The organism is Solitalea koreensis (assembly GCF_900182575.1).
GTDB classification, from domain to species: Bacteria; Bacteroidota; Bacteroidia; order Sphingobacteriales; family Sphingobacteriaceae; genus Solitalea; species Solitalea koreensis.
The window spans coordinates 1-22,798 of record NZ_FXSZ01000013.1 but is presented as its reverse complement, the minus strand read 5'-3'; the positions used below and the strand labels follow the sequence as shown (position 1 = coordinate 22,798).

Genomic DNA, 22,798 nt, shown 5'->3' with positions numbered 1-22,798 from the left:
TTATCAGGAAAGCTGCAAAAATAGTTGTATAACTTATTTTTTGCAGCTTTTATAATAATGACCTTGAATTATGAATGTGTATCTTTGTTTATTAATATAGCTTATAAATTAAATGTGATATAAAATAATTTATAGGAAAAATACTAGGAAAGCAATTGTTGTCTTAACAAAAATTCTAGTTGTTCATTTGCAACTAAGAGCTTTTCAGTCAGTTCTTTATTCTGCTTTTTAAGGGTATAAACCTCAAACGCTTTATCAATATTCATTTTTAGTTCTTCATCGTTCCAAGGTTTGCTGATATAACGATATACTTGTCCTTTGTTAATAGCATCTATAACAGCAGTAATATCACTATAGCCGGTTAATAGCATACGAATTGGATCGGGATACTTTTTAATGATGGATTCTAAAAACTCAATACCGGTGATTTTAGGCATCCGTTGATCAGTGATGATAATATGAATGTCGTTTTGGGTTAAAATCTTTTTACCTTCCTCGGCTGATTCAGCAATGAATACATTGTATATTCTGCGAAATGAGGCCCGAAAAGCATTCAAATTATGAATCTCATCATCTATATATAAAATGTTTATTACTTGCTCATTCATCGTTTTAAAAATAAACAATAAATTTAGAGATTTAGACAATTGCTTTCAATTATTAATCCAATATGATATTAAAATTTAATACTGAAGAAATTTTAAAAAGTACAACTCTGAATGTTTCTGATAATGAGGGATATATACCTTATTTTTTTAGATTGACAATTGTTGAAGATGCTGAAAAATTACAGGAATTACTTCAAAATCGTCCTTGGATAAAGGTCTATGATGAGCTCCGCGGGCAGTTGAAAGAGCTTGTGAAGTTAAGAAATCCATCGAAGCAGCTTACTGAAATGGAATCTGAGGAGAAAATTTCAGTCATATTAGACGGATGTGCGGAGCAAGATTATGGAGTGTGGGTGTATTATCCATGGATAGATAAATTAGTCCATATTTTAGATGAAAAGGAATTTGTGGAAGTGCGTACAAGTAGGAATATTTATAAAATTACTCCGGAAGAACGCGATATTTTAATGCAGAAAAAGATTGGCGTTATTGGATTATCAGTAGGCCAATCTATTGCACTTACCCTAATAATGGAACGCGTTTGTGGAGAAGTACGTTTAGCTGATTTTGATCGAGTGGAATTGAGTAATATGAATAGAATTCGTGTGGGTATTCATGATTTGAATGTGAAAAAAGTGGTATGTGCTGCTCGCGAAATAGCTGAAATTGATCCTTTTATTAAAGTACGTTGTTACGATGAGGGTGCCAGTGAATCGAATATTGATGATTTTATGACCAGCAATGGAAAGCTTGATGTACTGGTGGAAGAATGCGATGGAGTTGATATGAAGATTATTAGCCGGTTAAAAGCTAGAGAGTTAGGCATTCCAGTAGTTATGGATATGAATGATCGTGGAATGCTTGATATTGAGCGATTTGATTTGGAGCCTGAACGTCCGCTTTTTCATGGTTTAATGGAACACCTTGATCTTTCTGATCCAAGTAAATTACGTCATTTAAGTAATCAACAAAAATTGGAGTATCTTGGCCCGATGTGTGACGTCTTTAATATGTCAGAACGAATGAAATATTCGCTTTCTCAATTAGGAAAAACCATTACTACATGGCCTCAGTTGGCATCTTCTGTAGTTTTGGGAGGAGCAATGGTTACTGATACTTGTAGGAGAATTTTGTTAGGATCATTGGAAACGTCCGGTCGTTACTATGTCGATTTTGAAAAACTGATTGTTTAATTTAATAATGCATAGTACTTCAAATTTTTCTGAACCGGTAGGAAGCAACATTAGAATCAGGGTTTTTAAAGCTCCTAATGATCCAGATACGTGTGTCCGTTTTGTTGAGGGGCATCAACGGTTATTGGAGATCCATTACGGGATTGCTAAGGTCACATCCGGAGGTGCCGAATGGACTACTCATGAGAATACTATTGTAATTGTTGCCGAAAACCTGGAAGGAACAAAGGTATATGGAGGAGCAAGGGTACAGCTTGCCGACGCTCGAGTACCATTACCAATTGAAACAGCTATAGGTAAATACGATAGTAGTATTCACACGATGGCAAATAAAGGTAGTGCGGAAATTTGTGGATTATGGAATTCAAGGGAAGTAGCAGGGCTTGGTATTGGAAGTATATTTATGGCCCGAGTTGGAATAGCGATTTGCGATCAATTACCCGTTGATAAAGTGTTTTTTTTATGTGCTCCTGTTACCGTACGAATTGGGAAAAGAATAGGAGGGGAAGTTGAAACAGCATTAGGCGATAATGGGATATTTTATTATCCTAAAGATGATTTTGTGGCAACATCTATGATTATTCGAGATCCGCTTACACTGAATAAAGCAGAGCCGGTTGAACATGAGCGGATCATGTCACTACGCCAAAATCCAATACAGCAAAAAAATGAATCAGGTCCCAAGGGCAGTCTTGAAGTCGATTATCAACTTGAGATTAATTTACGTTAAAATTATAACCATGAGGAGACTTTTTTGGCTTTTCTTATTGTTAATACCATCTCAACTCTGTTTAGCTCAGACGATTGCTTATATTGATAAGAATCAAAAAATGCCAATTGGTGGTAGTTTGGCCATCTTGGAAGATAAAAAAGGAGAACTAAATATTGATCAAGTTGCGTCTAGAAATGATTTTATACCCACGCATGATGCCATTCCTAATTTAGGGATCAGCAATTCTGTTTGGTGGGTGAAGTTTACTGTAAATAATAAAACGGATCTGAATAACATCATTCTTGAACTTGAATACCCAACAATTGATCAGGTTGAATTGTATACGAAGACTAACATGGGGGTTGAAAAAATCAGTAGCGGTGGAGATAGAGCTTATAAAGAACGCAAGTATGATCATCAAAACTACCTTTTTGATTTAAAAATTCCAGTCGGGCAAAGTCAAACCTACTTCTTAAAACTTCGCGCTGCTGAACAATTGCAATTACCAATGTATTTGGGGAGTTATAAAATGATTTCCGAGATTTTATACACCAAAGATTTGATTTTTGGAATTTACATCGGAATAATTTTAGTGATGGCCTTATACAACCTCTTTGTATTTGTTACGGTTCGAGATAAAAGCTATATATACTATGTACTCTATATTCTTTTTGTAGGTCTTACCCAGGCAACATTACAAGGGTATGCATTTAAATACCTATGGCCTAATAATGTGTGGATAGAGGAGCACAGTACGGTTCTCGTTCCAGTGTTTAATGGGCTGACAGCCATCGTGTTTATTCAATCTTTTTTGAACACTAAGTTGAAATTGCCATTATTTAACACTTTATTAAGCTGGGTTAATGTAGCTTACTTAGGATGCTTATTGTTAAGTTTATTTAGCCTGCATGTTTTGGGTCAAAATATGGTTCAGTTTACGGCCATGTTAGCTTCCATAATTGTGCTCATTGCCTCTATAAAAATTGCACGACAAGGAGATCGGACCGCTAAATTCTTTTTGGTTGCCTGGTTTATTTTTCTTGTAGCTGTATGTGTGTTTGTATTGCGGAACTTCAATATGTTGCCTTATAATAATTTTACATATTATGCGCTTCAGGCAGGATCGGCCATTGAGGTTACTTTGCTTTCATTTGCCCTTGGTGATAAGATTAATATTTTAAAAGCTCAAAAACAGAAAGCTGATGCTGACGCTTTACGGGTACTGAAGGAAAAAGAACGGTTGGTGCTTGAACAAAATGCAATGCTTGAGAGTAAAGTAACTGAACGAACTCAGGAACTTCAGGTTTCAAATAAAGAGTTGAAAAACACATTAAATCAGCTTAAAAATACACAAAGCCAATTAGTTGAAGCCGAAAAAATGGCTTCACTGGGTCAATTAACTGCGGGGATTGCTCATGAAATCAATAACCCAATCAATTTTGTAAGTTCAAATGTAAAGCCATTACAAATGGATATCGATGATTTGTTTGAAGTGATTAAGAAATATGACGAAATAAGTCCTGAAGCCGATATAGCTTTACAGCTAAATGAAATTAACGATTTCAAGCGCAAAATTGATATTGACTATTTAGGAGTTGAAATTAATAATCTATTACAAGGAATAGAGGAAGGAGCCAGTCGCACCGCAGAGATTGTTAAAGGATTAAGGACCTTTAGTCGATTGGATGAAAGTGAATTAAAAGCAGTAGATATTCATGAATGTATCGATTCAACCTTTGTTCTTTTACGTCATTTTATTCCTGAGAATGTAAAGATTATAAAGAATTTTGATCATTTGGATGCCTTGGAGTGTTTTCCTGGCAAGTTGAATCAGGCATTAATGAACATATTTAACAATGCTCTCCAAGCAATGAAATTAAAAGGAGGGGATAAAGAAGAGATCTTAGAGGTCTCTACTCAAAATAAACCCGAACATGTTATCATTACTATTCGCGATACCGGATGCGGAATGCCCGAAAGTGTAAAAAGAAAAATTTTTGAACCCTTTTTTACTACAAAAGATGTTGGTGAAGGTACGGGTTTAGGGCTTTCAATTGTTTTTAATATTATTGAAAAGCATAATGGTAATATTGCCGTTGATTCTGAACCGGGTGTCGGAACTACCTTTACGCTTACTTTACCCAAAATTTATCAAAACAGTTTAGTTTAACTGTAAAGCATTTATGCCAAAACCAAATCAAAAAATTAAGATTCTTTATATAGACGATGAGCAGAATAATCTTAATTCATTTAAAGCCGTATTTAGGAGAGATTATGAAATTTATACTGCTTTATCGGCCGAAGAAGCAGTCGGTATATTGAATGAGCATGCCGATGTGCACTTAATCATCGCTGATCAACGTATGCCTAAATGTACCGGCGTCGAGTTTTTTGCTTCTATCATTAAAGAACATCCTGATCCTCGGCGTATTTTACTTACCGGTTATGCTGATATGGAGTCGTTAATTGGAGCTATTAATAATGGTAACATTTATAGATACATAACCAAACCGTGGAATGAACTAGAGCTTCGCAATACCATACAAAATGCCTATGAAGCGTACAGGGTAAATCAAGAGCTTAAAGAAAAAAACCAAGAATTAACCAAGGTCAATGAAGAATTAAGTCGATTTATCTACAGTGCGTCACATGAATTACGTTCTCCATTGTTGTCTGTTCTGGGCATTGTAAATCTGGCAAAGCTTGAGAATTCAGTTGTTGATCCTTATGGGTATTTGAATATGATTGCCAATAGTGTACATCAGCTCGATGGGTTTGTGTTGAAACTGATTGAGTACTATCAAAATACCAGAGTTGAATCAATTTTTGAAAACATTAACTTTAATGGATTAATAAAAGAAACAATTGATAGTTTAAATGTTGATACTGATTTAGTGAAGCATGAGTTTTGTGTTGATCAAGAAATTCCTTTTTTTAGCGATAAGTTTAGGGTAGGTTTAGTGTTAAAGAATTTGATTGATAATGCGTTGAAATTTAGAAGATTGAGCGAACCTTTTCCTGTAGTTAAAATAAAAGTTAAAGTTGATTCCGAAAACGCAACTGTTTTGATACAAGATAATGGACAGGGTATACAAGAAGAATATTTAAATAAAATATTTACTATGTTTTTCCGGACTAAAATAGAACATGAAGGTCAAGGAAATGGTATTGGTCTTTACATTGTAAAAGAAGCACTGAATAAAATGAATGGTACTATTTCGGTACAGTCTACCTATAATGTTGGGTCTAGTTTCGAAGTAATTATACCCAACATTCAAAATTGATTGAAAGATGAAAATAATGATTGTTGATGATAGCAAAATTGATCTTTTTCTACACGAAAGGTTTATTCAGTTATCAGGAATATGTGATAAAGTTATTTCGTATAACAATGCGGAATCGGCTCTGCAATATATTAATGAAAATTCAATGATGCCATCTGAATTACCGGCAATAGTTTTATTAGATATTCAGATGCCGGAGATTAATGGTTTTGAGTTTTTAAATCGACTACAGCAATTTCCGGAGTCTGTTCGTACTGCCATAACTATTATAATGGTTTCATCTACCGTTGATCATACCGATATTAACCGCCTTGAAGATTATAAGAATGTAAAGTGTCTGCTGAAAAAACCGCTAGACCCTGATCAATTAAAAGGTGTACTTGAAAAAATAAATAGCAATGTTAAGGTGGGAGATGTTTCATAAATTCATTTCTCCTGACAGGTCACTGATATAAAATCTTCTATCCAATAAAAGAATCTTACCTTTGCAAGGCATAATTTTTTATTTAATATAACGGAAATTTTCCCCTATCCGCTTAGCTGATCATATGTAAAGAAAGTGTTTGATCAGTCTTTCTTAACTACAATAAAATGACATTTGAAGACTTAAATATTATTGAGCCAATTTTAAAGGCTCTCAAAACAGAAGGTTATATTCAGCCAACGCCCATTCAGGAGCGTGCTATTCCAATTGTATTGGAGCGTAAAGACCTTTTGGGTTGTGCGCAAACCGGTACTGGTAAAACAGCCGCTTTTGCTATACCTATTTTACAAATTCTTGCTAAAGAACGTGATGCCGAAAGAGGTCCACGAGCAATTAAAGCTTTAATTTTAACGCCTACCAGAGAACTAGCTATCCAAATCGAAGAAAGCTTTACAGCCTATGGTAAACATCTCGGACTGAAACATCTCGTGATTTTCGGAGGTGTTGGACAAACGCCTCAGGTAGATAAATTAAGAGCAGGCGTAGATATTTTAGTGGCAACTCCGGGCCGCTTGCTCGATTTAATAAATCAAAAATACATCAACCTTCATCATTTAAAGTTGTTCGTGTTGGATGAAGCCGATCGTATGCTTGATATGGGGTTTGTACATGATGTGAAAAAAATCATTACCAAATTACCGACAAAGCGTCAATCTTTGTTTTTCTCGGCTACTATGCCGTTAGAAATACAACGTTTAGCCGATACGATTTTGGATAATCCTCGTCAGGTGGAGGTTACGCCGGTTTCATCGACAGCTGATACTATTCAACAAGAACTTTATTATGTGGAGAAGGGAAATAAGCGGTCGCTTCTGAACCATATCTTAAAAGACGAGAAAATAAGAATGGCTTTGGTGTTTACCCGTACTAAACATGGTGCGGATCGGGTTGCTAAAGAGCTAAATAAGGCGGGGGTGACTGCAGAAGCCATTCACGGAAACAAATCGCAAAATGCTCGTCAGCGTGCATTAACTAATTTTAAATCAAAAGAAACCCGGGTTCTTGTAGCTACTGATATTGCAGCCAGAGGAATTGACGTGGATGAATTAACTCACGTAATTAATTTTGAGATGCCTAATATACCTGAAACCTATGTTCACCGGATTGGACGTACTGGTAGGGCAGGTGCAAGCGGGATAGCCCTTTCTTTTTGTGATGAAGAGGAAATGGAATATCTAAAGGATATTCACAAACTGATTGCTAAAACAATTCCGGTAATAGGTGATCATCCTTTTCCGATGGATAATTCTACAATTGTTCGTTATCAGTTAAGTCAGCAGAAACAAGCCGGGAATGATAAAAGGCAAGGGCCTAGGGGGAACCATAGAGGCTCTGGTAAATCACATAACGGATCTCAACGATCGGCAACTACTCAATCGGGTAATCAGCGTGCAGAAAAAGCACGTGCCGGACAGCACCGTTCAGGGGGAAGACGGTCGGACAGATAAGTCATTTTCTTAATATCCTTGGTATAAAAAAGCGAAGCTCGAATATCGGGCTTCGCTTTTTTATACCAGCGTTTTTTTAAAAGATTATTTAAAATCTGTTTCAATCACCCCGGCATTGACTTTTATTTCGGTTACTTTCATTTCAATTTTCATTGGACCTGTTTGGGTATCAATGGTAGTAGGAAGTTTAACTCCGTTGAAATCTTTGTAGTCAGAATAGTTAGTTGTACTGTTTACTTCCTGACCTTGGGCAGAGCGAGTTTTTTCGGTTCTAATTAGTAAGCCGGTTTCAGAACTATAGTAATTGTAACTGATTTTTCCGGATGGCGAAGTGATTTTTACTTTATAAGCATCGGTTCCATCCACTTTGGTTGTTGTTTCTACCGAAAGTTTAAAACCTTCTTGCTCATAAAATAGCTCAGGAAAAATAGAGTGTTCTTCTTGTTGTTCTTTGAGTTGATCGGCAGGTAAATCACGACGTTGACCTTGTATCATCATGTAACCTGCCTGCCCATCAAATACCTGTTTCATTAATGTGTTTCCATTCATATTTAAGCTAAGCAATTCCTTGTTCGGAGCCATTTTAGCCATGAATCCATTGATGTTCATGCCTTGAATTTGGCTGTTAAATGAAATCAACAAGGAGTTTACTTTTTTTAGAGCAGTTTCACCCCCTACAGCTGATACATATTTATCAAGTATATTCTTAGCCGTAATAGTGGAGGATACTTTTTGATCTCCTGTTGGTTTGCTTATAGGGTTTGCGTAACTATCAAAGTAGTTGATTTTATACCCTAACTTCTCCAATTTAGGACCAATTTCAGCAGCCTTTCCAACTACAATAATGCGACATTGATTGCTCATGAAATATTTCTTGGCAACACGTTTCACATCTTCCGCCGAAACAGCATTTAGTTTTTGAAGAAAGGTTTTGTAAAAATCTTTAGGCAATCCTTCTGTTTCTATATTTACCGCATATTCAGCAATGTTTCTTTTATCTTCCAAGCCCATGGCAAAACTGCCATTGTAGGTGTTTTTAACTAATTGAATAGCTTCAGGGCTGGCATCTTCAGATCCAATACGTTTTATCTCATTTAAAATTTGAACAACGGCGCTGTCAGTAACAGCATTACGAACACTTGCAGCAGCTGAAAAACGTGCGCCAAAACGATTGGCGCCGACGTTTGCATAAGCACCATAGGTGTAACCGTGTTTTTCACGCAGGTTCATAAATAAATAACCGTTTGAACCACCACCCAAAATATTGCTTGCAATAATCAATGGAAAATAATCCGGGTTTTTACGGGTGTTATCAATGGCGTTTGTTACTGAAATTTCTGATTGAACGGCAGTTGGAACATCGATTATGTCAATCTCGGTAGTTGAAACATTACTTAATTTTTTAACAGGAATTTCTGCTAAAGTTCCAGGTTTCCAATTGGCAAAAGCTTTGGTTGCTAACTTTTTTACATCCTCTAATTTCGTATCACCCACAATAATTAAGTAGGATTTATTGGGGACAAATTGCTGTTTGTAAGCAGCTTTTACGTCGTTAAGCGTAATGTTATTTAATGTGGTTTCGGTGGTGATTTCGCCAAATGGATGGTCTTGACCATAAACTAAGGCGCTAACAACGCGGCCGGAAATGGCTTTTGCACTTTTTTGACTGCTTTTTAAACTGGTAAGTTCCTGACTTTTGATTTTAGCGAATGATTCTGCCGGGAATGCCGGATTCAGAACACCGTCAGCCATTAGTTCAAATGCTTTGTCGAAGTATTTGGTTAAGGCGGAAGCACTGGCTCCACTAGAGTTGAAACCTACTGAAGCACCGATAAAGTCAGTTTCTTCGTCAAATTTTGCTTTAGGACGAGAGAGCGTTCCTTCGTTTAGCATTGAACCCAAGATGCCTAACATTCCCGCTTTGTTTCCTTCTAACACCGGAACACGATCAAGTACTAAGCTGGCAGTAATTGTAGGCAATTTGTGATCTTCTACAACCAGCACTTTCATTCCATTAGGCAAGGTGAAAGTTTGTGGATCTTCAAGCTGTATTATAGGAGCAGGACCTGCAGCTGGTTTCTTACTGCGATCAATTTTTTGTGCGTATGTGGTAGTGCAAAGCAACAAAACGGCTGCACTTAATACTATTTTTTTCATGATATGAACTCAGATTAAATTATTGGCTGTTTTTGGGTAAATAATACAACAGAACACGTTGGTTAGTTCCTAAGTATTTTTTTGCTACATCTCTGATTTCTTCACGAGTAATGGAGCGATAAATGCTTAATTCGGTGTTAATCAGATTGGTGTTATTGTGAAATGTATATGCATCAGCTAAATTATTAGCGATACCTTCAACGCCTTTATTTGCATTTACAAAGTTGTTTTCCATAATGTTTTGAAGTTTCTGGAAATCATGTTCCGAAATTAATTCGGTTTGCATTTTAACAACTTCTTCATCTATGTCTTTAAGTAAATCATTTAGCTTAGCATCTCCATTAGGAATAGCATAAGTGATATATGCACCATAATCTTCTAATGAAAAAGGAAAGGCTCCTACCTGCAGTGCATTTTTCTTTTCGTCAACCATTTTTTTTGACAAGCGAGAACTTGGGCCTTCTGAGAGTACAGTTGAAATCATATTCAATACAAAACTATCACGGTCTTTCATTCCTGGCATTCGATACGCTGAAATTATAGCCGGAATTTGAATGTTAGCATCATAAACAGTGTCAACAATGGCCTTAGTAATTGGAGTTTCCTGGAAAGTAGGTTGTACAACCGTTGCTCCTTTAGGTACTTCTGAGAAATATGAATTGATCAGTTTCTTAGTTTTATCTGTATCAAAATCGCCTGCAACTACTAATACCGCATTATTTGGGACATAATATTTCTTGAAGAAAGTAATAAACTCATCAAGCTTTGCCGCATCCAAGTCTTCCATGGAACCAATTGGTTGCCATCTGTAAGGATGATTTTTGAATAAACGAGAAAAAACTTCTTGTGCAAAACGGCCATAAGGCTGATTGTCGATACGTTGGCGTTTTTCTTCTTTAACAACTTCGTTTTGAGTTTTAACGCCAATCTCGTTAATTACCGGATGTAGCATGCGCTCTGACTCTAACCATAAACCGGTTTCTAATTCATTAGAAGGCAATGTTTCATAGTAATAAGTTCTGTCTTGAGTGGTGTTTGCATTGTTTTCGCCACCGGCATTTGAAACAATTTTCATGAACTCACCTCTTTTTATATTTTCAGAGCCTTCAAAAAGTAAATGCTCAAAGAAATGTGCAAAGCCGGTTCGTCCCAATTCTTCATTTTTGGATCCCACATGGTACATTGCCGAAACAGTAACCACAGGAGCTGAATTGTCTTTGTGAAAGATTACATGTAACCCATTGTCGAGGTTATATTCCGTAAAGTCGACCTTTTGTGCGCAGGTTGCACCTGCGAGAAAAAGTAGGAGCGTTAATACTCCGATAAGTCTTTTTTTCATTATAAATATTTAGCTAAATGATTATAGGCTAAATATAGAAACCTGATAGGTGTCAAGCTGATTATAAATGAAAAAAATATAATTAATAGTTTGGACTCAAAAGAGGTAGGGTAGAAAGGCACAAAAAAAGCTTGATCAAGGATGATCAAGCTTTTTTATATTTTTTAGAAAATAAGTATCTACTAGCTTAAAGAGTTAACAAATTTAGTCAACTTAGATTTGTTGTTAGCAGCTTTATTTTTGTGGATAACGTTTTTCTTCGCCAAACGATCTAACATTGATGAAACTTTTCTTAATAATTCAGAAGCTTCTGCTTTGTTGTTCATACCACGTAATTTTTTAACGGCATTACGAGTAGTTTTAGCTTGGTAACGATTTCTTAAACGTTTAGTAGCGCTAGTACGAATTCTTTTTATTGATGATTTATGATTTGCCATGTTTTTAACTCTTTTCTAAAAGGACTGCAAATATAGGGCTTATAATTTAATTTGCAATACCCTAAATAAAAATATTGATTTTGATAATTAAACAGATTCACTAGTTTTATAGTACATCTGTAGTCTATGCTTAATTTTTTAGTTATCCGCCGCACAAAGATAATATTTTTATGTTCATTGGTGATATTTCCACTAGTTGTTTTATCATTTCCATATTTACAACCCTGGGGCTTTTTTGGGCACACTCAAATAAACCGAATGGCCGTTTTTACGCTTCCTGAAGAGCTTTTTGGTTTTTATAAAAAGAACATTGATTATATTACGGTGCATGCTGTTGATCCTGATAAAAGAAGATACATTGATCCGAAAGAAGGCGCCAGGCATTACATTGACCTTGATCTTTATGAAACTGGCGAAAGTTTGCCGCAGCAATGGTATCAAGCTGTAAGCTGTTTTACCGTTGACACGCTGGAGGCAAGAGGAATAAGCCCATGGAATATTGAGTTTACTTACAGGAAATTAGTAAAAGCGTTTCGAGACAAAGACAATGACCGGATTCTTCATTATTCAGCTGATTTAGGCCATTATGTAGCTGATGCTTGTGTACCGTTGCATACTACCTCCAATTATAATGGTCAGCAAAGCGGGCAAACCGGTATTCATGCCTTTTGGGAATCAAGATTGCCCGAACTCTTTGTCAGTGATTATGATTTTTTAGTTGGAAAAGCACAATATGTTTCAGATCCTTTAAAAGAAACCTGGATTATCTTGCATGAAAGTCATGCTGCAGTAGACTCAGTTTTGAGCATTGAAAAAGAGCTTTCTAAATCCATTTCAAGTGATCAGAAGTTTGCCCCCATTGTCCGTAACGGAATTATGACGACCAATTACTCAGATGACTTCTCAAAAGTATACCACCAACGACTTGGCGGCATGGTTGAGCGCCGTATGCGAAGAGCAATTTTTGCAATAGGAAGTTTTTGGTATTCGGCTTGGGTAGAAGCTGGCCAACCTGAACTAAATAGTGAAAAAAAACTCATTGTCTCTTCAGACAGCCTAAAACAAACTCAACTTAAAATGTTGGGCCGGCAAGAGGATTCAGGTTCAAGACCATAAGTTAGGCTAAAGGCTCGATATTTATCGATTTATAGTTTGTAATATTTTGCATTCTTAATTCAGCCTAAAATCGTAGCCCCTAACCTGAAATCTTTAAGGTGTAGTTACTGCAATTGGTAATACTTTTCCATTAAATATTTTGTGTCCAGTAAGAGCAAAATGCGCAATATATTCGCCCATATCAAAAGCAGTTACTGGTGATTGATAACCCGGAAAGGCTTCTTCTAGCATTTCTGTTTGCGCTGAGCCCAAGGCTAGACAGTTTACTTTTATATTGCGATCTTTAAATTCTTCTGCAAGGCATTCTGTAAGGTTATGTAAAGCAGCTTTACTGGCTGAATAAGCAGCTAATCCTGGGAATTTTGAACTGCCTTGATATCCCCCCATGCTTCCAATATTTACAATGTGTGCTTGTTCATTGAAATGAGGCAACATTTTTTGAATCATCATCACATGCCCAAAAAAATTCGTTTGAAACATTTTACTGAAATCACCAGGAGAAAGATCTGCGAAAGGTTTGTTAACGAGTGTGCCTGCGTTGTTGACTAGAATATCAATTTTTGGAAAGATTTCTTGAATAACTGGAATCAAATCGACATCGTAATTGCCGTTTACAATATCGAAGGGTAAGCAATAAATCTGAGCATCTGGATTAAGAGAGATGCAGATTTTACTAAGTGTCTCTAGTTTTTCTGTTGAGCGAGCCAAAGCCAACACGCGATGTCCTTTTAAAACGAGGTCAATTACAGCTTCAAATCCAATTCCACTGCTCGCGCCGGTAATTATTATGTTCATTTGGGAAAATATAGGTGAAATAATAGGTAAGTAATTATCAAATGATGAATTATGAATATCAAAAATCGTTAATCAAAATGATTATAAATTAATTCAATATTCATAATTCAGCATTAATAAATTAACTAATGGACCAAATCAATGACCGGATTAGCAATTAATTTAAAGCCGTCTTGTATAAGTTTAGTAAGTTTACGTTCGCTATTGGCCTTGTTAGTTAGATACAGTCGAATCTCTTCTGCAATTTCAGGATTACTTTCTGTGTGTTCAATTATTTCAAGTATTTCCATAGCACAAAGCCAGTCATTTTGATGATTTGTTTTCAGTGAATTCCAAACAGCGGGTAGTAATGATTGATCGGCACGCGCTTCTCGTACATTACGAACCAAACGGTAAAATTCATGAAGTTGAAGTGTTTCATCCGTATAATGAACATGTTGAGTTTTAGTATGTGAAACAAGAGCAATCTGGTCATACGAATCTTTGTCGGCTGCTCCGCAGAAAACTGACACAATCTTTTCACCAATAGCCATGTCATATACACCCCATGTTGGATCAAATAACACAGTGCCTGTATTACTATCTGTTACTTTGCAATTAACGAAGCTGAGCAATACCAATTTTTGATCTTCCTGAGTTGCTGATTTTAATGTCCCTTCTACAAGGATTCCGCTTTCAAACTCAAGTTTTACGGGTTCTCCAAGTTCAATTCCTATATTTTTAAGATCATTGATAAGAAAATCTTCTAGCGGTATTGGAGTTTTCTTCAACCGTCCTACTGGTGAACTGAAACCCTCTTTGTGATATTCTTTTCCATGGCCTTCTAATTGTTTGTTATTAAAGCAAAGTGCTGCGGGGCCTTTTGTTTTAATATAAACAGGTTCATTGTCGCTATTTAGTATCACGTCGTCAAAAACTCCCGTAACCTGCAACCCCGAATTATATACAGCAGTACAGGTGTTGCGGCATTCAATTGCTTTCATTAAACCACGAGTGCCACCGACTCTGAATGACATCGTATTTGCAAATTCTTCTAAAACATTTATGAGGTTCTCAAAGTCTTGAGTAACAAAAAGTTGCGGTTGTGGTTTGGTGATGTCGTATGAATAATTAAGTGTATCGATGGTATAAGGTAGTTTGACAACATCAGGCTGCATACAAGAAGCGCTCTCTCCAATTGATGAAAGTAAACCTGCTCCGTAAATTTTGGGATTTTCAAGCGTTCCGATAAGACCATATTCAACTGTCCACCAGTGCAAACGGCTTAGTAATGCCATTTCAGAAGGATCTCCTAAGTTATTTTGTTTATACTCCAGATCTTTTTCTGCTAAAGCAATTTCGGCAGGATCAGCGTCCGGCATTTCTTTCAAAATGGAAAGCTGGCGGATGGCTTCGTACAATTCAAAATCTTTTGATGAAAACATTGCTTTGGAACCAATGTAGCCAAAATAGCTTAAGTAATCGGCGTAACGAGGTTCTCCAATAATAGGGGCATGGCCAGCTGATTCGTGTATAATATCAGGCGCCGGAGTATATTCTATATGATCAATCTGACGGATATCAGCAGCAATAACTAATACCTTATACGCTTGGAATTCCATAAACGCAGCAGGAGGAATGAATCCGTCAACAGTTACGGCTCCCCAACCGATTTTGCCAAGAGCATCATTCATTTCCTGTAAACTAGGAATTTTTTCAATGCTTAAACCTGCTTTTTTTAAGCCTGGAATGTAAGGGTAGAAAGCAACATCCTTTAAAAAGCTATAATTCTGACGCATTACATATCGCCAAATGGCATGATCAACAGGGGTATATTTTTCATAATGCTGATCAATAATGTATTGTCTTAAATGCTGGGGCAAATTGGCCACCTGTTTATTGTTAAAATCGTTCATGAGGGCAAAATTGATTTGGTCTTGTAAAGTTAAAAAACGTGAGGTTACTTTTTAATTCTAGGTGCATTAATTAAAAAAAATAGTGCCTATGAAAAAGACAATTCTATTCACGCTATTGTTTGCTGTTTAGATCGTGTAGATAGTCAATTGTTTAATTGCAAAGAACTGGTTAAATAAGATTTAACTTCGTTTTTTTTATTACGAAATATTTCGTATATATTTATGTACGAATTATTTCGTAGTTAAAAGCCAGGGTTATGAAACATACGCAAATTCCGAAACCAACTGAATCTGAACTGGAAATTTTACAGGTTTTGTGGGATCATGGTGCCAGCACCGTACGCTTTGTAAATGAGCAAATCAGTGAAAAGAAAGAGACAGGGTACACTACTACATTAAAGCTCATGCAAATTATGCATGTAAAAGAGCTGCTTACCCGTGATGATAGTACCCGTACTCATGTTTTCGATGCCGCGATCAGTGAAGGGGAAACTAAGCAGAAATTGCTTGATAAATTCCTTGATGCTACTTTTCGTGGATCGGCTACTCAACTTGTTATGCAAGCTTTGGGTAACTCAAAAACGTCGAAAGCAGAATTAAACCAAATTCGCGAACTTTTGGACCAATTGGAAGGAGGTAAATAAAATGATTGCTTTTAACCTATTCTCGGGAAGTTTTGAAGAAGCGCTTGGTTGGACCCTCATTCATTCCATTTGGCAAATTGCCGCTGCTGCGATTGTGGTAGTAGGAATGATGACTGTTTTACAGAACAAGAGTGCAAGATTAAGGTATTACGTAGCCCTTTCTGGATTATTCGGTGCAGCACTTTTTTCAATAATCACTTTTATTAGTGTTTATCAACCTAATTCTGCGGGTGGTCAGGAACAGGTAATGGATCAATTATCTATTACACAAATTATTTTTAGCCCGGCAATAGCTGAGTCCGCTTGGATAACGTCCTTTAACCATATTTTAAACTTTGTAGAGCAGAACTTATCATTAATTGTAGGAGTTTGGATGCTTGGTGTTTTGTTGCTTACTATCAGGTTTTTAGCAGGGTTGGTATATGTAACGAAACTAAAAAATAAGGGCCATTTATATGTTTCGTCTTATTGGAAATCGAAATTAAACAAGCTCGCTAAAAGGATGGAATTAAATAGACAAGTTGAGTTGTTTGAATCCGTTTGGATAAAAGTGCCGACAGTGATAGGATACATTAAGCCTGTTGTCTTAGTGCCAATAGGCACATTCGCAGCACTCCCGGCAGATCAATTGGAGGCTATTTTAGCCCATGAACTTGCTCATATAAAGCGTAATGATTATTTGATTAATATATTTCAATCAATTATAGAGATCGTTTATTTCTTCCATCCGGGAATTTGGTGGATGGGTCAGATCGTGCGGAAAGAACGAGAGTTATGTTGTGATGATCTGGCTCTTGAATGCGGATGCGATTCATTAACGCTTGCCCGAGCACTCGCTAATATTGAAGAATTAGCTCAACTCTCAACTCATGAATTAGCAATGGCCATAAACGGAAAAGGACGTTTGTTAAATCGTATAAACGATTAATTGGTCAACGTGAGGAGAGGAATTCTGTTTTTAACGGAGTTTCAATCGCATTTATTTTATTGATTGCGACAATGATTACATTAACACTAAACATAGCTGAAGTTTTCTCTTCTGATAAGAAAGAATATCCATGTCGAACTAATCATACATCATTCAGCAATGGTTCATTGGTTAGTTTAGTTTCTGCTAGGGATAGCATTAAACTAAATAATAAAGCTAAAATTGATGACAAGGATGCGGTTGTGATTATTAAGGATCATAAAGGTAGAGTAAGCGAACTACGGGTAAATGGTAAGGTGATTCCTAAAGAAAAATGGACTACGGAGGAATTACAAACTGTGATGAACAAGAGGATGCCGGCACCTCCAACTCCTCCAGCTTTTTCTGAATTGCCAGCGCCTCCAACTCCTCCTCAATCAGCGCCACCAGGATTTAGCCCTGTTCCTCCAAAGCCACCAATTCCTCCAATTCCACCTTGTAGTATAAAGGATATGCAAATGAAGGACAGCAAAGAATGGAAGAAGTTCAATGCTGAAATGGAAAAATTTGACAAGGAGATGGAAAAATGGAAAAAGAAATATGAGTCGGGGCTAGAGGATTATGAGAAACAAATGGAGCAATGGCAAAAAGAAAACGAGCCAAAGTTCGAAGAGTTTGGAAAGCAGATGGATATCTGGGAAAAGGAAAATGCTCCGAAATGGGAAGCTTTTGGCAAAGAAATGGGAAAGTGGGCTTTAGTAAATGAACCTCAAATGAAGGTTTGGGCAAAACAATTTACCGACAATTTTGAAGGGGCAGATCATGGTTTTAAATTCAAATTAAGTACAGTAAGAAATGACGTGCTTGAAAACGAATTGCTTGCAGATAAACTTATTAAATCTGGTCAAAATTATAACTTCTCGATTTCTGGGAAGAAAAAGGAATTGCGTGTTAATGGCATTAAACAGTCCAATGAATTGTTTGAGAAATATAATAAGTTGATGAAGCAGTCAACAGCTGATTCTGATAGTGATTACGAGATTTCGATTAGCAAACAAGCTAATTAGTATCTCTAAGGAAAAAACAAAAAAGAGAGAGTTTATTTGGTCTCTTTTTTATTGCATTACAATGATAATCTAAAATTAATTTAATATAACCAATTCGTTAAGTTTGCCAACTTTTAAAGATCGTGATATTTAAACTGTTAAAGACGGTTTACAGATCTTCTTAATTTTTGAGCATAATGAATAACACCTGGAAACTTAAAAAGCAATTCAAAAACCTTAAAGGAAATATTTATACAGTGTTAATAGCTCGTTTACTTTTGGTAATGTTGCTTTTCACTATTTGCCGTATTCTCTTTTATTTGTTCAATACTTCATTTTTTTCAGGAATTACCGCGGGAGGCTTATTAAAATTATTTGCAGGGGGATTGAAATTCGACATCACCAGTACGTTGTATATCAATATTCTGTACATATTAATGTTGTTGATTCCTTTTCGTTTTAGGTACAACGCCAGTTATCAAGGTTTTTTAAAATGGTTGTTTTACATTACCAATAGTATTGCGTTAGCAACCAACTGTATTGATATTATTTACTTCGGCTTTACACAGCGTAGAACCACATGGTCAGTTTTTAAAGAGTTTTCGCATGATACTGGTAATGCTCGATTGGCCGGAACGTTCTTTATGGATTACTGGTATATAATAGTGATCTATATCATCCTCATAATTATTTTGGTTCGCGGTTATCGATTGGTAAAACTAAAGTCAACCACCATTAATAATAACTGGGTTTACTATCCTATAGGGTCAGTTCTTATGGTTTTCTTTGCAGGCTTATGTGTTGCCGGTTTTCGCGGAGGTTTTCGTCATAGTACCCGTCCAATTACCCTAAGCAATGCTTCCGACTATGTCGAAAAGCCAATTGAAGCCAATATTGTATTAAATACGCCCTTTGCGATGATTAAAACATTCAATGGGCATGTTTTTCAAAAGGTACATTTTTTTAAAACGGAAGCTGAATTGGACTCCGTGTTCAGTCCTTTACATTATCCTAAAACTTCGGCTCCTTTTCGTGCCGATAATGTCGTGATTATTATTCTTGAGAGCCATAATAAGGAGTATTTAGGGTTCTTTAATAAAGATTTAGATGGTGGTACATACAAAGGTTATACGCCATTTACGGATTCTTTACTACAACACAGCCTTTCGTTTAAATATTCGTATGCCAATGGAACGAAGTCAATCGATGCGATGCCTTCTGTATTAGCAAGTATTCCATCCATGGGTGAGCCTTACGTAACAACACCGTATTCCAACAATGACATTAATAGTTTAGCCGGTATACTTGGGAAAAAAGGATATACAACCTCCTTTTTTCACGGTGCTCCAAACGGATCAATGGGTTTTTCGGCATTTGCTAAAGTTGCTGGTTTTCAGAATTATTTTGGTAAAACCGAATACAATAACGATGATGACTTTGATGGTATGTGGGGAATTTGGGATGAACCATTCTTTCAATTTATGGCCCACACACTCAGCGCTCAAAAACAGCCTTTTTTTGCTACGGTTTTTTCGGTTTCATCCCATCATCCTTTTAAAGTACCTGAGAGGTATACGGGTAAATTTCCTAAGGGACCTCTTCCTGTTCATGAGTGCATTGGTTATACCGATAATGCCTTGCGTCAGTTCTTTGAAACAGCTAAGAAAGAGCCATGGTTTAAAAATACCTTATTTGTTTTTACGGCCGACCATTCAAGTTTTCGCACGCATCCAAAATACGAGACCTCTATAGGCGCATATGCAATTCCAATTTTCTTTTATAAACCAGGAAGCGATTTGAAAGGTTGTAAAGACGAATTAATGCAACAGATAGATATAATGCCTACCGTTTTGGGATATTTAAATTATGATCAGCCTTATGTTGCTTTTGGGCAGGATGTGATCAATACTAACTCAAATGAAAAGTTTCTGATTAATTATCCAGGACAATATCAACTGTTGATGGGTGATTATCTGATGCTTCACAATGGAATTAAACCTACATCATTATATAATTATAAGAATGATGAACTGCAGAAGAAGAACTTAGTAGGGACTTTGCCTGCTATAGAGCAGCAAATGGATAGTAAGATCAAAGCTTTTATTCAACAGTATAACAACCGATTGATCGATAATAAGCTTATCGTTGCGAAGTAATTTTAATGATATAAACAGAGAAAGGGAGCCGATTGGCTCCCTTTCTCTGTTTAGCTAGCTTAAGATATTCTTCCAGCTCACTAAATCACCTATGATTTTTTCTAACTGATCAACAGCAACACGTTCTTGTTGCATCGAATCACGATGACGAATGGTTACTGTATTGTCTTGTAGTGAATCATAATCAACAGTAATACAGAAAGGCGTACCAATCGCATCTTGACGGCGGTAGCGTTTACCGATCGAATCCTTCTCATCATATTGCAAATTGAAATCAAGTTTCAATTTATTCATGATTTCACGAGCTTTTTCTGGCAGACCATCTTTTTTAGTCAATGGCATAATCGCAGCTTTAACAGGAGCTAAGGCCGGATGTAAACGTAATACCGAACGTGAATCTTTCTTATCGCCTTCACTTAAATCTTGCTCTTCGTATGCATTCAAAATGGTTAGTAAGAACATACGATCCAAACCAATTGAGGTTTCAATTACATAAGGTACATAGTTTCCGTATGGCTTACCTTCTTCATTAAGTTCAGGATCGAAATATTGCATTTTCTTGCCTGAGAAATTTTGATGCTGACTCAAGTCGAAATCGGTACGAGAGTGAATACCTTCCACTTCTTTGAAGCCAAACGGAAATTCAAACTCAATGTCAACTGCTGCATTTGCATAATGCGCTAGTTTAGTGTGATCGTGGTAACGGTATTTAGCCGGATCAGTTCCTAAAGCAGTATGCCATTTTAAGCGAGCTTGTTTCCAGTAGTTATACCATTCCATCTCAGTGCCAGGGCGAACAAAGAATTGCATTTCCATTTGCTCGAACTCACGCATACGCATAATGAACTGACGTGCAATTACCTCATTGCGGAAGGCCTTACCAATTTGTGCAATACCAAAAGGGATTTTCATTCTTCCTGATTTTTGCACATTCAAAAAGTTTACGAAAATACCTTGAGCTGTTTCCGGACGTAAATATACTTCGTCAGAACCTTCGGCCATCGCGCCCATTTGGGTGGAGAACATCAGGTTGAATTGACGAACATCGGTCCAGTTGCGGGTTCCTGAAACCGGACAAGCAATTTCATGTTCTTCAATTAAAACTTTTAACTGAGGAAGATTTTCGCTTTTCAATGCTTCGTTCATCTGCTCTTCTAAAGCAGCAGCTTTATCGGTTTTGCCGTCTTTTTCGTATTTAGCAATACGTTCTTCCAGCAATTGATCAGCACGGTAACGTTTCTTAGAATCTTTATTATCAATCATCGGGTCGTTGAAACCGTCAACGTGCCCTGAAGCTTTCCAGATTTTAGGGTGCATGAAAATAGCAGAGTCGATACCGACAATGTTCTCATTCATTTGCACCATTGATTTCCACCAATAGGTTTTGATGTTGTTTTTTAACTCTGCACCTAATTGACCGTAGTCATACACGGCACTTAAACCATCATAAATTTCGCTTGATTGAAATACAAAACCGTATTCTTTCGCATGCGATATTACATTTTTAAATAGGTCGTCTTTATTCATAGTATGCAAAGATATTTTTAAACGCGTAAAAATATAAGCGAAAGGCTATTAAAATGTAAAAAATTAGAAGTGTCCAAAACCTTTTAGGTAAGATCGGACCTTTTAGGTCGGTGATTTTCGCTTTTAGTGGAGTTGTCCTCGCTCCGAGTGAGGTTGTCCTCGCTTATAGCTGAGTCAACTATGCTCTGAGCAGAGTTGACCTCGCTTTTAGCGGAGTTTACCTCGTTTTTAGCGAGGTTGTGCTCGCTCGGAGTGAGGTTGACCTCGCTTTTAGTGGAGTTCTCCTCGCTTTTTTGAGGTCTAAGAGAAGTAAATATGTAGAAGTCAATTTTATTTAATCTAAACTATAAGAATGAGTTGTTTAGCTATCTAAATGAGAGTTTTCATTTCAATAATAAAGAGTCTCAAAAATGGGTACATCATAAAAAACAGGGGTTAATTTTTTGTAAAGAAGAACATATAAATAGATATACTTGCACCTATTATAGTGTTGGAGGGATGCCCCACTTAAAAATTTCATTTGAAATGAGAAGAATTTTATTAGTTCTAATATTTGTAATTGTTGCCAAAGTTGGACTTTGTAGTGGTGTCACTTTCACTCGTTATTCGAATAAAATTGTGAGCTTCCCCAAAGTTGGGCCACTCAAAAGTAGAATTTCAATTCCTTATTTCCTCCAATACATCCATCGGAGTTTTAAAGTTTAGCGCCTTATGAGGGCGCTGGAAATTGTAATCATACATCCATTCTTCGGCCTTTATCCGAACTTCATTCAAGGTTTTAAACACATAGGCATTTAATAACTCCCCTTGTATGCTTCCATTGCATCGCTCGATAAAGGCATTTTGTGTCGGTTTTCCTGGCTGAATAAATACTAAGGTTACCTTATTTTCTTTACTCCAATCATCTAATTTCTTAGAAATAAACTCAGGCCCGTTGTCCATTCTAATGCTTTTAGGCAAACCACGAGATTCCTTCAATTGATCCAACACCCTGATTAATCGTGCCGCAGGAAGTGAAGTATCTGTCTCAATAGCCAGTACCTGCCGGTT

At 36.6% G+C, this 22,798-nt stretch carries 19 protein-coding genes; 11 read left to right on the top strand and 8 right to left on the bottom strand.

Annotated features, from left to right (window positions below; all coding sequences use genetic code 11):
* Positions 1-143: 143 nt before the first annotated feature.
* Positions 144-608 (bottom strand): response regulator, encoded by a 465-nt coding sequence (locus FN756_RS13590; protein WP_142604661.1) that lies wholly within the window; start codon positions 606-608, stop codon positions 144-146.
* Between the two features lie 62 nt (positions 609-670).
* Here FN756_RS13590 and FN756_RS13585 point away from each other — a divergent pair, with 62 nt between their 5' ends.
* The 6 genes from FN756_RS13585 to FN756_RS13560 all read left to right on the top strand — a co-directional run bounded on the left by FN756_RS13585 (position 671) and on the right by FN756_RS13560 (position 7,729).
* On the top strand, positions 671-1,801 hold the full coding sequence (locus FN756_RS13585; protein WP_142604660.1) for a ThiF family adenylyltransferase: 1,131 nt from the start codon (positions 671-673) through the stop codon (positions 1,799-1,801).
* A 7-nt stretch (positions 1,802-1,808) separates the two neighbouring features.
* Complete coding sequence (locus FN756_RS13580; RefSeq protein ID WP_142604659.1) at positions 1,809-2,531, top strand: hypothetical protein; 723 nt, start codon at positions 1,809-1,811, stop codon at positions 2,529-2,531.
* A 10-nt stretch (positions 2,532-2,541) separates the two neighbouring features.
* Positions 2,542-4,683: a sensor histidine kinase gene (locus tag FN756_RS13575; protein WP_185955294.1), complete on the top strand. Its 2,142-nt coding sequence runs from the start codon at positions 2,542-2,544 to the stop codon at positions 4,681-4,683.
* A 13-nt stretch (positions 4,684-4,696) separates the two neighbouring features.
* Positions 4,697-5,797 carry a hybrid sensor histidine kinase/response regulator gene (locus FN756_RS13570; protein ID WP_142604657.1) on the top strand — a complete coding sequence of 367 codons (1,101 nt, stop codon included), beginning with the start codon at positions 4,697-4,699 and terminating at the stop codon, positions 5,795-5,797.
* 7 nt (positions 5,798-5,804) lie between these two features.
* Positions 5,805-6,221 carry a response regulator gene (locus FN756_RS13565; protein ID WP_142604656.1) on the top strand — a complete coding sequence of 139 codons (417 nt, stop codon included), beginning with the start codon at positions 5,805-5,807 and terminating at the stop codon, positions 6,219-6,221.
* Positions 6,222-6,388: 167 nt separating this feature from the next.
* On the top strand, positions 6,389-7,729 hold the full coding sequence (locus FN756_RS13560) for a DEAD/DEAH box helicase (protein ID WP_142604655.1): 1,341 nt from the start codon (positions 6,389-6,391) through the stop codon (positions 7,727-7,729).
* 84 nt (positions 7,730-7,813) lie between these two features.
* Here FN756_RS13560 and FN756_RS13555 read toward each other — a convergent pair whose 3' ends face one another.
* The 3 genes from FN756_RS13555 to rpsT form a co-directional block, all read right to left on the bottom strand.
* Positions 7,814-9,886, bottom strand: a complete 2,073-nt coding sequence (locus FN756_RS13555) for a M16 family metallopeptidase (protein WP_142604654.1) — start codon at positions 9,884-9,886, stop codon at positions 7,814-7,816.
* Between the two features lie 19 nt (positions 9,887-9,905).
* Positions 9,906-11,225, bottom strand: a complete 1,320-nt coding sequence (locus FN756_RS13550) for a M16 family metallopeptidase (protein WP_142604653.1) — start codon at positions 11,223-11,225, stop codon at positions 9,906-9,908.
* A 182-nt stretch (positions 11,226-11,407) separates the two neighbouring features.
* Positions 11,408-11,662, bottom strand: coding sequence for a 30S ribosomal protein S20 (gene rpsT / locus FN756_RS13545; protein WP_142604652.1), 255 nt, complete (start codon positions 11,660-11,662; stop codon positions 11,408-11,410).
* Positions 11,663-11,788: 126 nt separating this feature from the next.
* Between rpsT and FN756_RS13540 the strand changes: the two genes are divergently transcribed.
* Positions 11,789-12,778, top strand: coding sequence for a zinc dependent phospholipase C family protein (locus FN756_RS13540; RefSeq protein ID WP_142604651.1), 990 nt, complete (start codon positions 11,789-11,791; stop codon positions 12,776-12,778).
* 93 nt (positions 12,779-12,871) lie between these two features.
* Here FN756_RS13540 and FN756_RS13535 read toward each other — a convergent pair whose 3' ends face one another.
* Positions 12,872-13,573 carry an SDR family NAD(P)-dependent oxidoreductase gene (locus tag FN756_RS13535; protein ID WP_142604650.1) on the bottom strand — a complete coding sequence of 234 codons (702 nt, stop codon included), beginning with the start codon at positions 13,571-13,573 and terminating at the stop codon, positions 12,872-12,874.
* A gap of 125 nt (positions 13,574-13,698) precedes the next feature.
* The gene (locus FN756_RS13530; RefSeq protein ID WP_142604649.1) at positions 13,699-15,468 is read right to left on the bottom strand and encodes an aromatic amino acid hydroxylase; all 1,770 of its coding nucleotides are present in this window, start codon (positions 15,466-15,468) and stop codon (positions 13,699-13,701) included.
* Positions 15,469-15,725: 257 nt separating this feature from the next.
* Between FN756_RS13530 and FN756_RS13525 the strand changes: the two genes are divergently transcribed.
* From FN756_RS13525 to FN756_RS13510, 4 genes are all read left to right on the top strand, one after another.
* Positions 15,726-16,112: a BlaI/MecI/CopY family transcriptional regulator gene (locus tag FN756_RS13525; protein ID WP_142604648.1), complete on the top strand. Its 387-nt coding sequence runs from the start codon at positions 15,726-15,728 to the stop codon at positions 16,110-16,112.
* 1 nt (position 16,113) lies between these two features.
* Positions 16,114-17,040: a M56 family metallopeptidase gene (locus FN756_RS13520; RefSeq protein ID WP_142604647.1), complete on the top strand. Its 927-nt coding sequence runs from the start codon at positions 16,114-16,116 to the stop codon at positions 17,038-17,040.
* A 71-nt stretch (positions 17,041-17,111) separates the two neighbouring features.
* The gene (locus FN756_RS13515; protein ID WP_142604646.1) at positions 17,112-18,086 is read left to right on the top strand and encodes a hypothetical protein; all 975 of its coding nucleotides are present in this window, start codon (positions 17,112-17,114) and stop codon (positions 18,084-18,086) included.
* Between the two features lie 176 nt (positions 18,087-18,262).
* Positions 18,263-20,221, top strand: a complete 1,959-nt coding sequence (locus tag FN756_RS13510) for an LTA synthase family protein (protein ID WP_142604645.1) — start codon at positions 18,263-18,265, stop codon at positions 20,219-20,221.
* A 54-nt stretch (positions 20,222-20,275) separates the two neighbouring features.
* Here FN756_RS13510 and FN756_RS13505 read toward each other — a convergent pair whose 3' ends face one another.
* Both FN756_RS13505 and FN756_RS13500 read right to left on the bottom strand, forming a co-directional pair.
* Entirely contained in the window at positions 20,276-21,748 is a 1,473-nt protein-coding gene (locus FN756_RS13505; protein WP_142604644.1) for a glycine--tRNA ligase, read from the bottom strand.
* A gap of 657 nt (positions 21,749-22,405) precedes the next feature.
* On the bottom strand, positions 22,406-22,798 hold a 393-nt coding region (locus tag FN756_RS13500; RefSeq protein ID WP_142604643.1), incomplete at its 5' end, for an integrase core domain-containing protein.

Bases quoted from the DNA above. Each gene is read 5' to 3' on its own strand.
- FN756_RS13580 (WP_142604659.1), top strand. From the start codon at position 1,809: ATGCATAGTACTTCAAATTTTTCTGAACCGGTAGGAAGCAACATTAGA.
- FN756_RS13590 (WP_142604661.1), bottom strand. From the start codon at position 608: ATGAATGAGCAAGTAATAAACATTTTATATATAGATGATGAGATTCAT.
- FN756_RS13505 (WP_142604644.1), bottom strand. From the start codon at position 21,748: ATGAATAAAGACGACCTATTTAAAAATGTAATATCGCATGCGAAAGAA.
- FN756_RS13565 (WP_142604656.1), top strand. From the start codon at position 5,805: ATGAAAATAATGATTGTTGATGATAGCAAAATTGATCTTTTTCTACAC.
- FN756_RS13540 (WP_142604651.1), top strand. From the start codon at position 11,789: ATGCTTAATTTTTTAGTTATCCGCCGCACAAAGATAATATTTTTATGT.
- FN756_RS13520 (WP_142604647.1), top strand. From the start codon at position 16,114: ATGATTGCTTTTAACCTATTCTCGGGAAGTTTTGAAGAAGCGCTTGGT.
- FN756_RS13525 (WP_142604648.1), top strand. From the start codon at position 15,726: ATGAAACATACGCAAATTCCGAAACCAACTGAATCTGAACTGGAAATT.
- FN756_RS13585 (WP_142604660.1), top strand. From the start codon at position 671: ATGATATTAAAATTTAATACTGAAGAAATTTTAAAAAGTACAACTCTG.
- FN756_RS13535 (WP_142604650.1), bottom strand. From the start codon at position 13,573: ATGAACATAATAATTACCGGCGCGAGCAGTGGAATTGGATTTGAAGCT.
- FN756_RS13510 (WP_142604645.1), top strand. From the start codon at position 18,263: ATGAATAACACCTGGAAACTTAAAAAGCAATTCAAAAACCTTAAAGGA.
- FN756_RS13575 (WP_185955294.1), top strand. From the start codon at position 2,542: ATGAGGAGACTTTTTTGGCTTTTCTTATTGTTAATACCATCTCAACTC.
- rpsT (WP_142604652.1), bottom strand. From the start codon at position 11,662: ATGGCAAATCATAAATCATCAATAAAAAGAATTCGTACTAGCGCTACT.
- FN756_RS13570 (WP_142604657.1), top strand. From the start codon at position 4,697: ATGCCAAAACCAAATCAAAAAATTAAGATTCTTTATATAGACGATGAG.
- FN756_RS13550 (WP_142604653.1), bottom strand. From the start codon at position 11,225: ATGAAAAAAAGACTTATCGGAGTATTAACGCTCCTACTTTTTCTCGCA.
- FN756_RS13530 (WP_142604649.1), bottom strand. From the start codon at position 15,468: ATGAACGATTTTAACAATAAACAGGTGGCCAATTTGCCCCAGCATTTA.
- FN756_RS13515 (WP_142604646.1), top strand. From the start codon at position 17,112: ATGATTACATTAACACTAAACATAGCTGAAGTTTTCTCTTCTGATAAG.
- FN756_RS13560 (WP_142604655.1), top strand. From the start codon at position 6,389: ATGACATTTGAAGACTTAAATATTATTGAGCCAATTTTAAAGGCTCTC.
- FN756_RS13555 (WP_142604654.1), bottom strand. From the start codon at position 9,886: ATGAAAAAAATAGTATTAAGTGCAGCCGTTTTGTTGCTTTGCACTACC.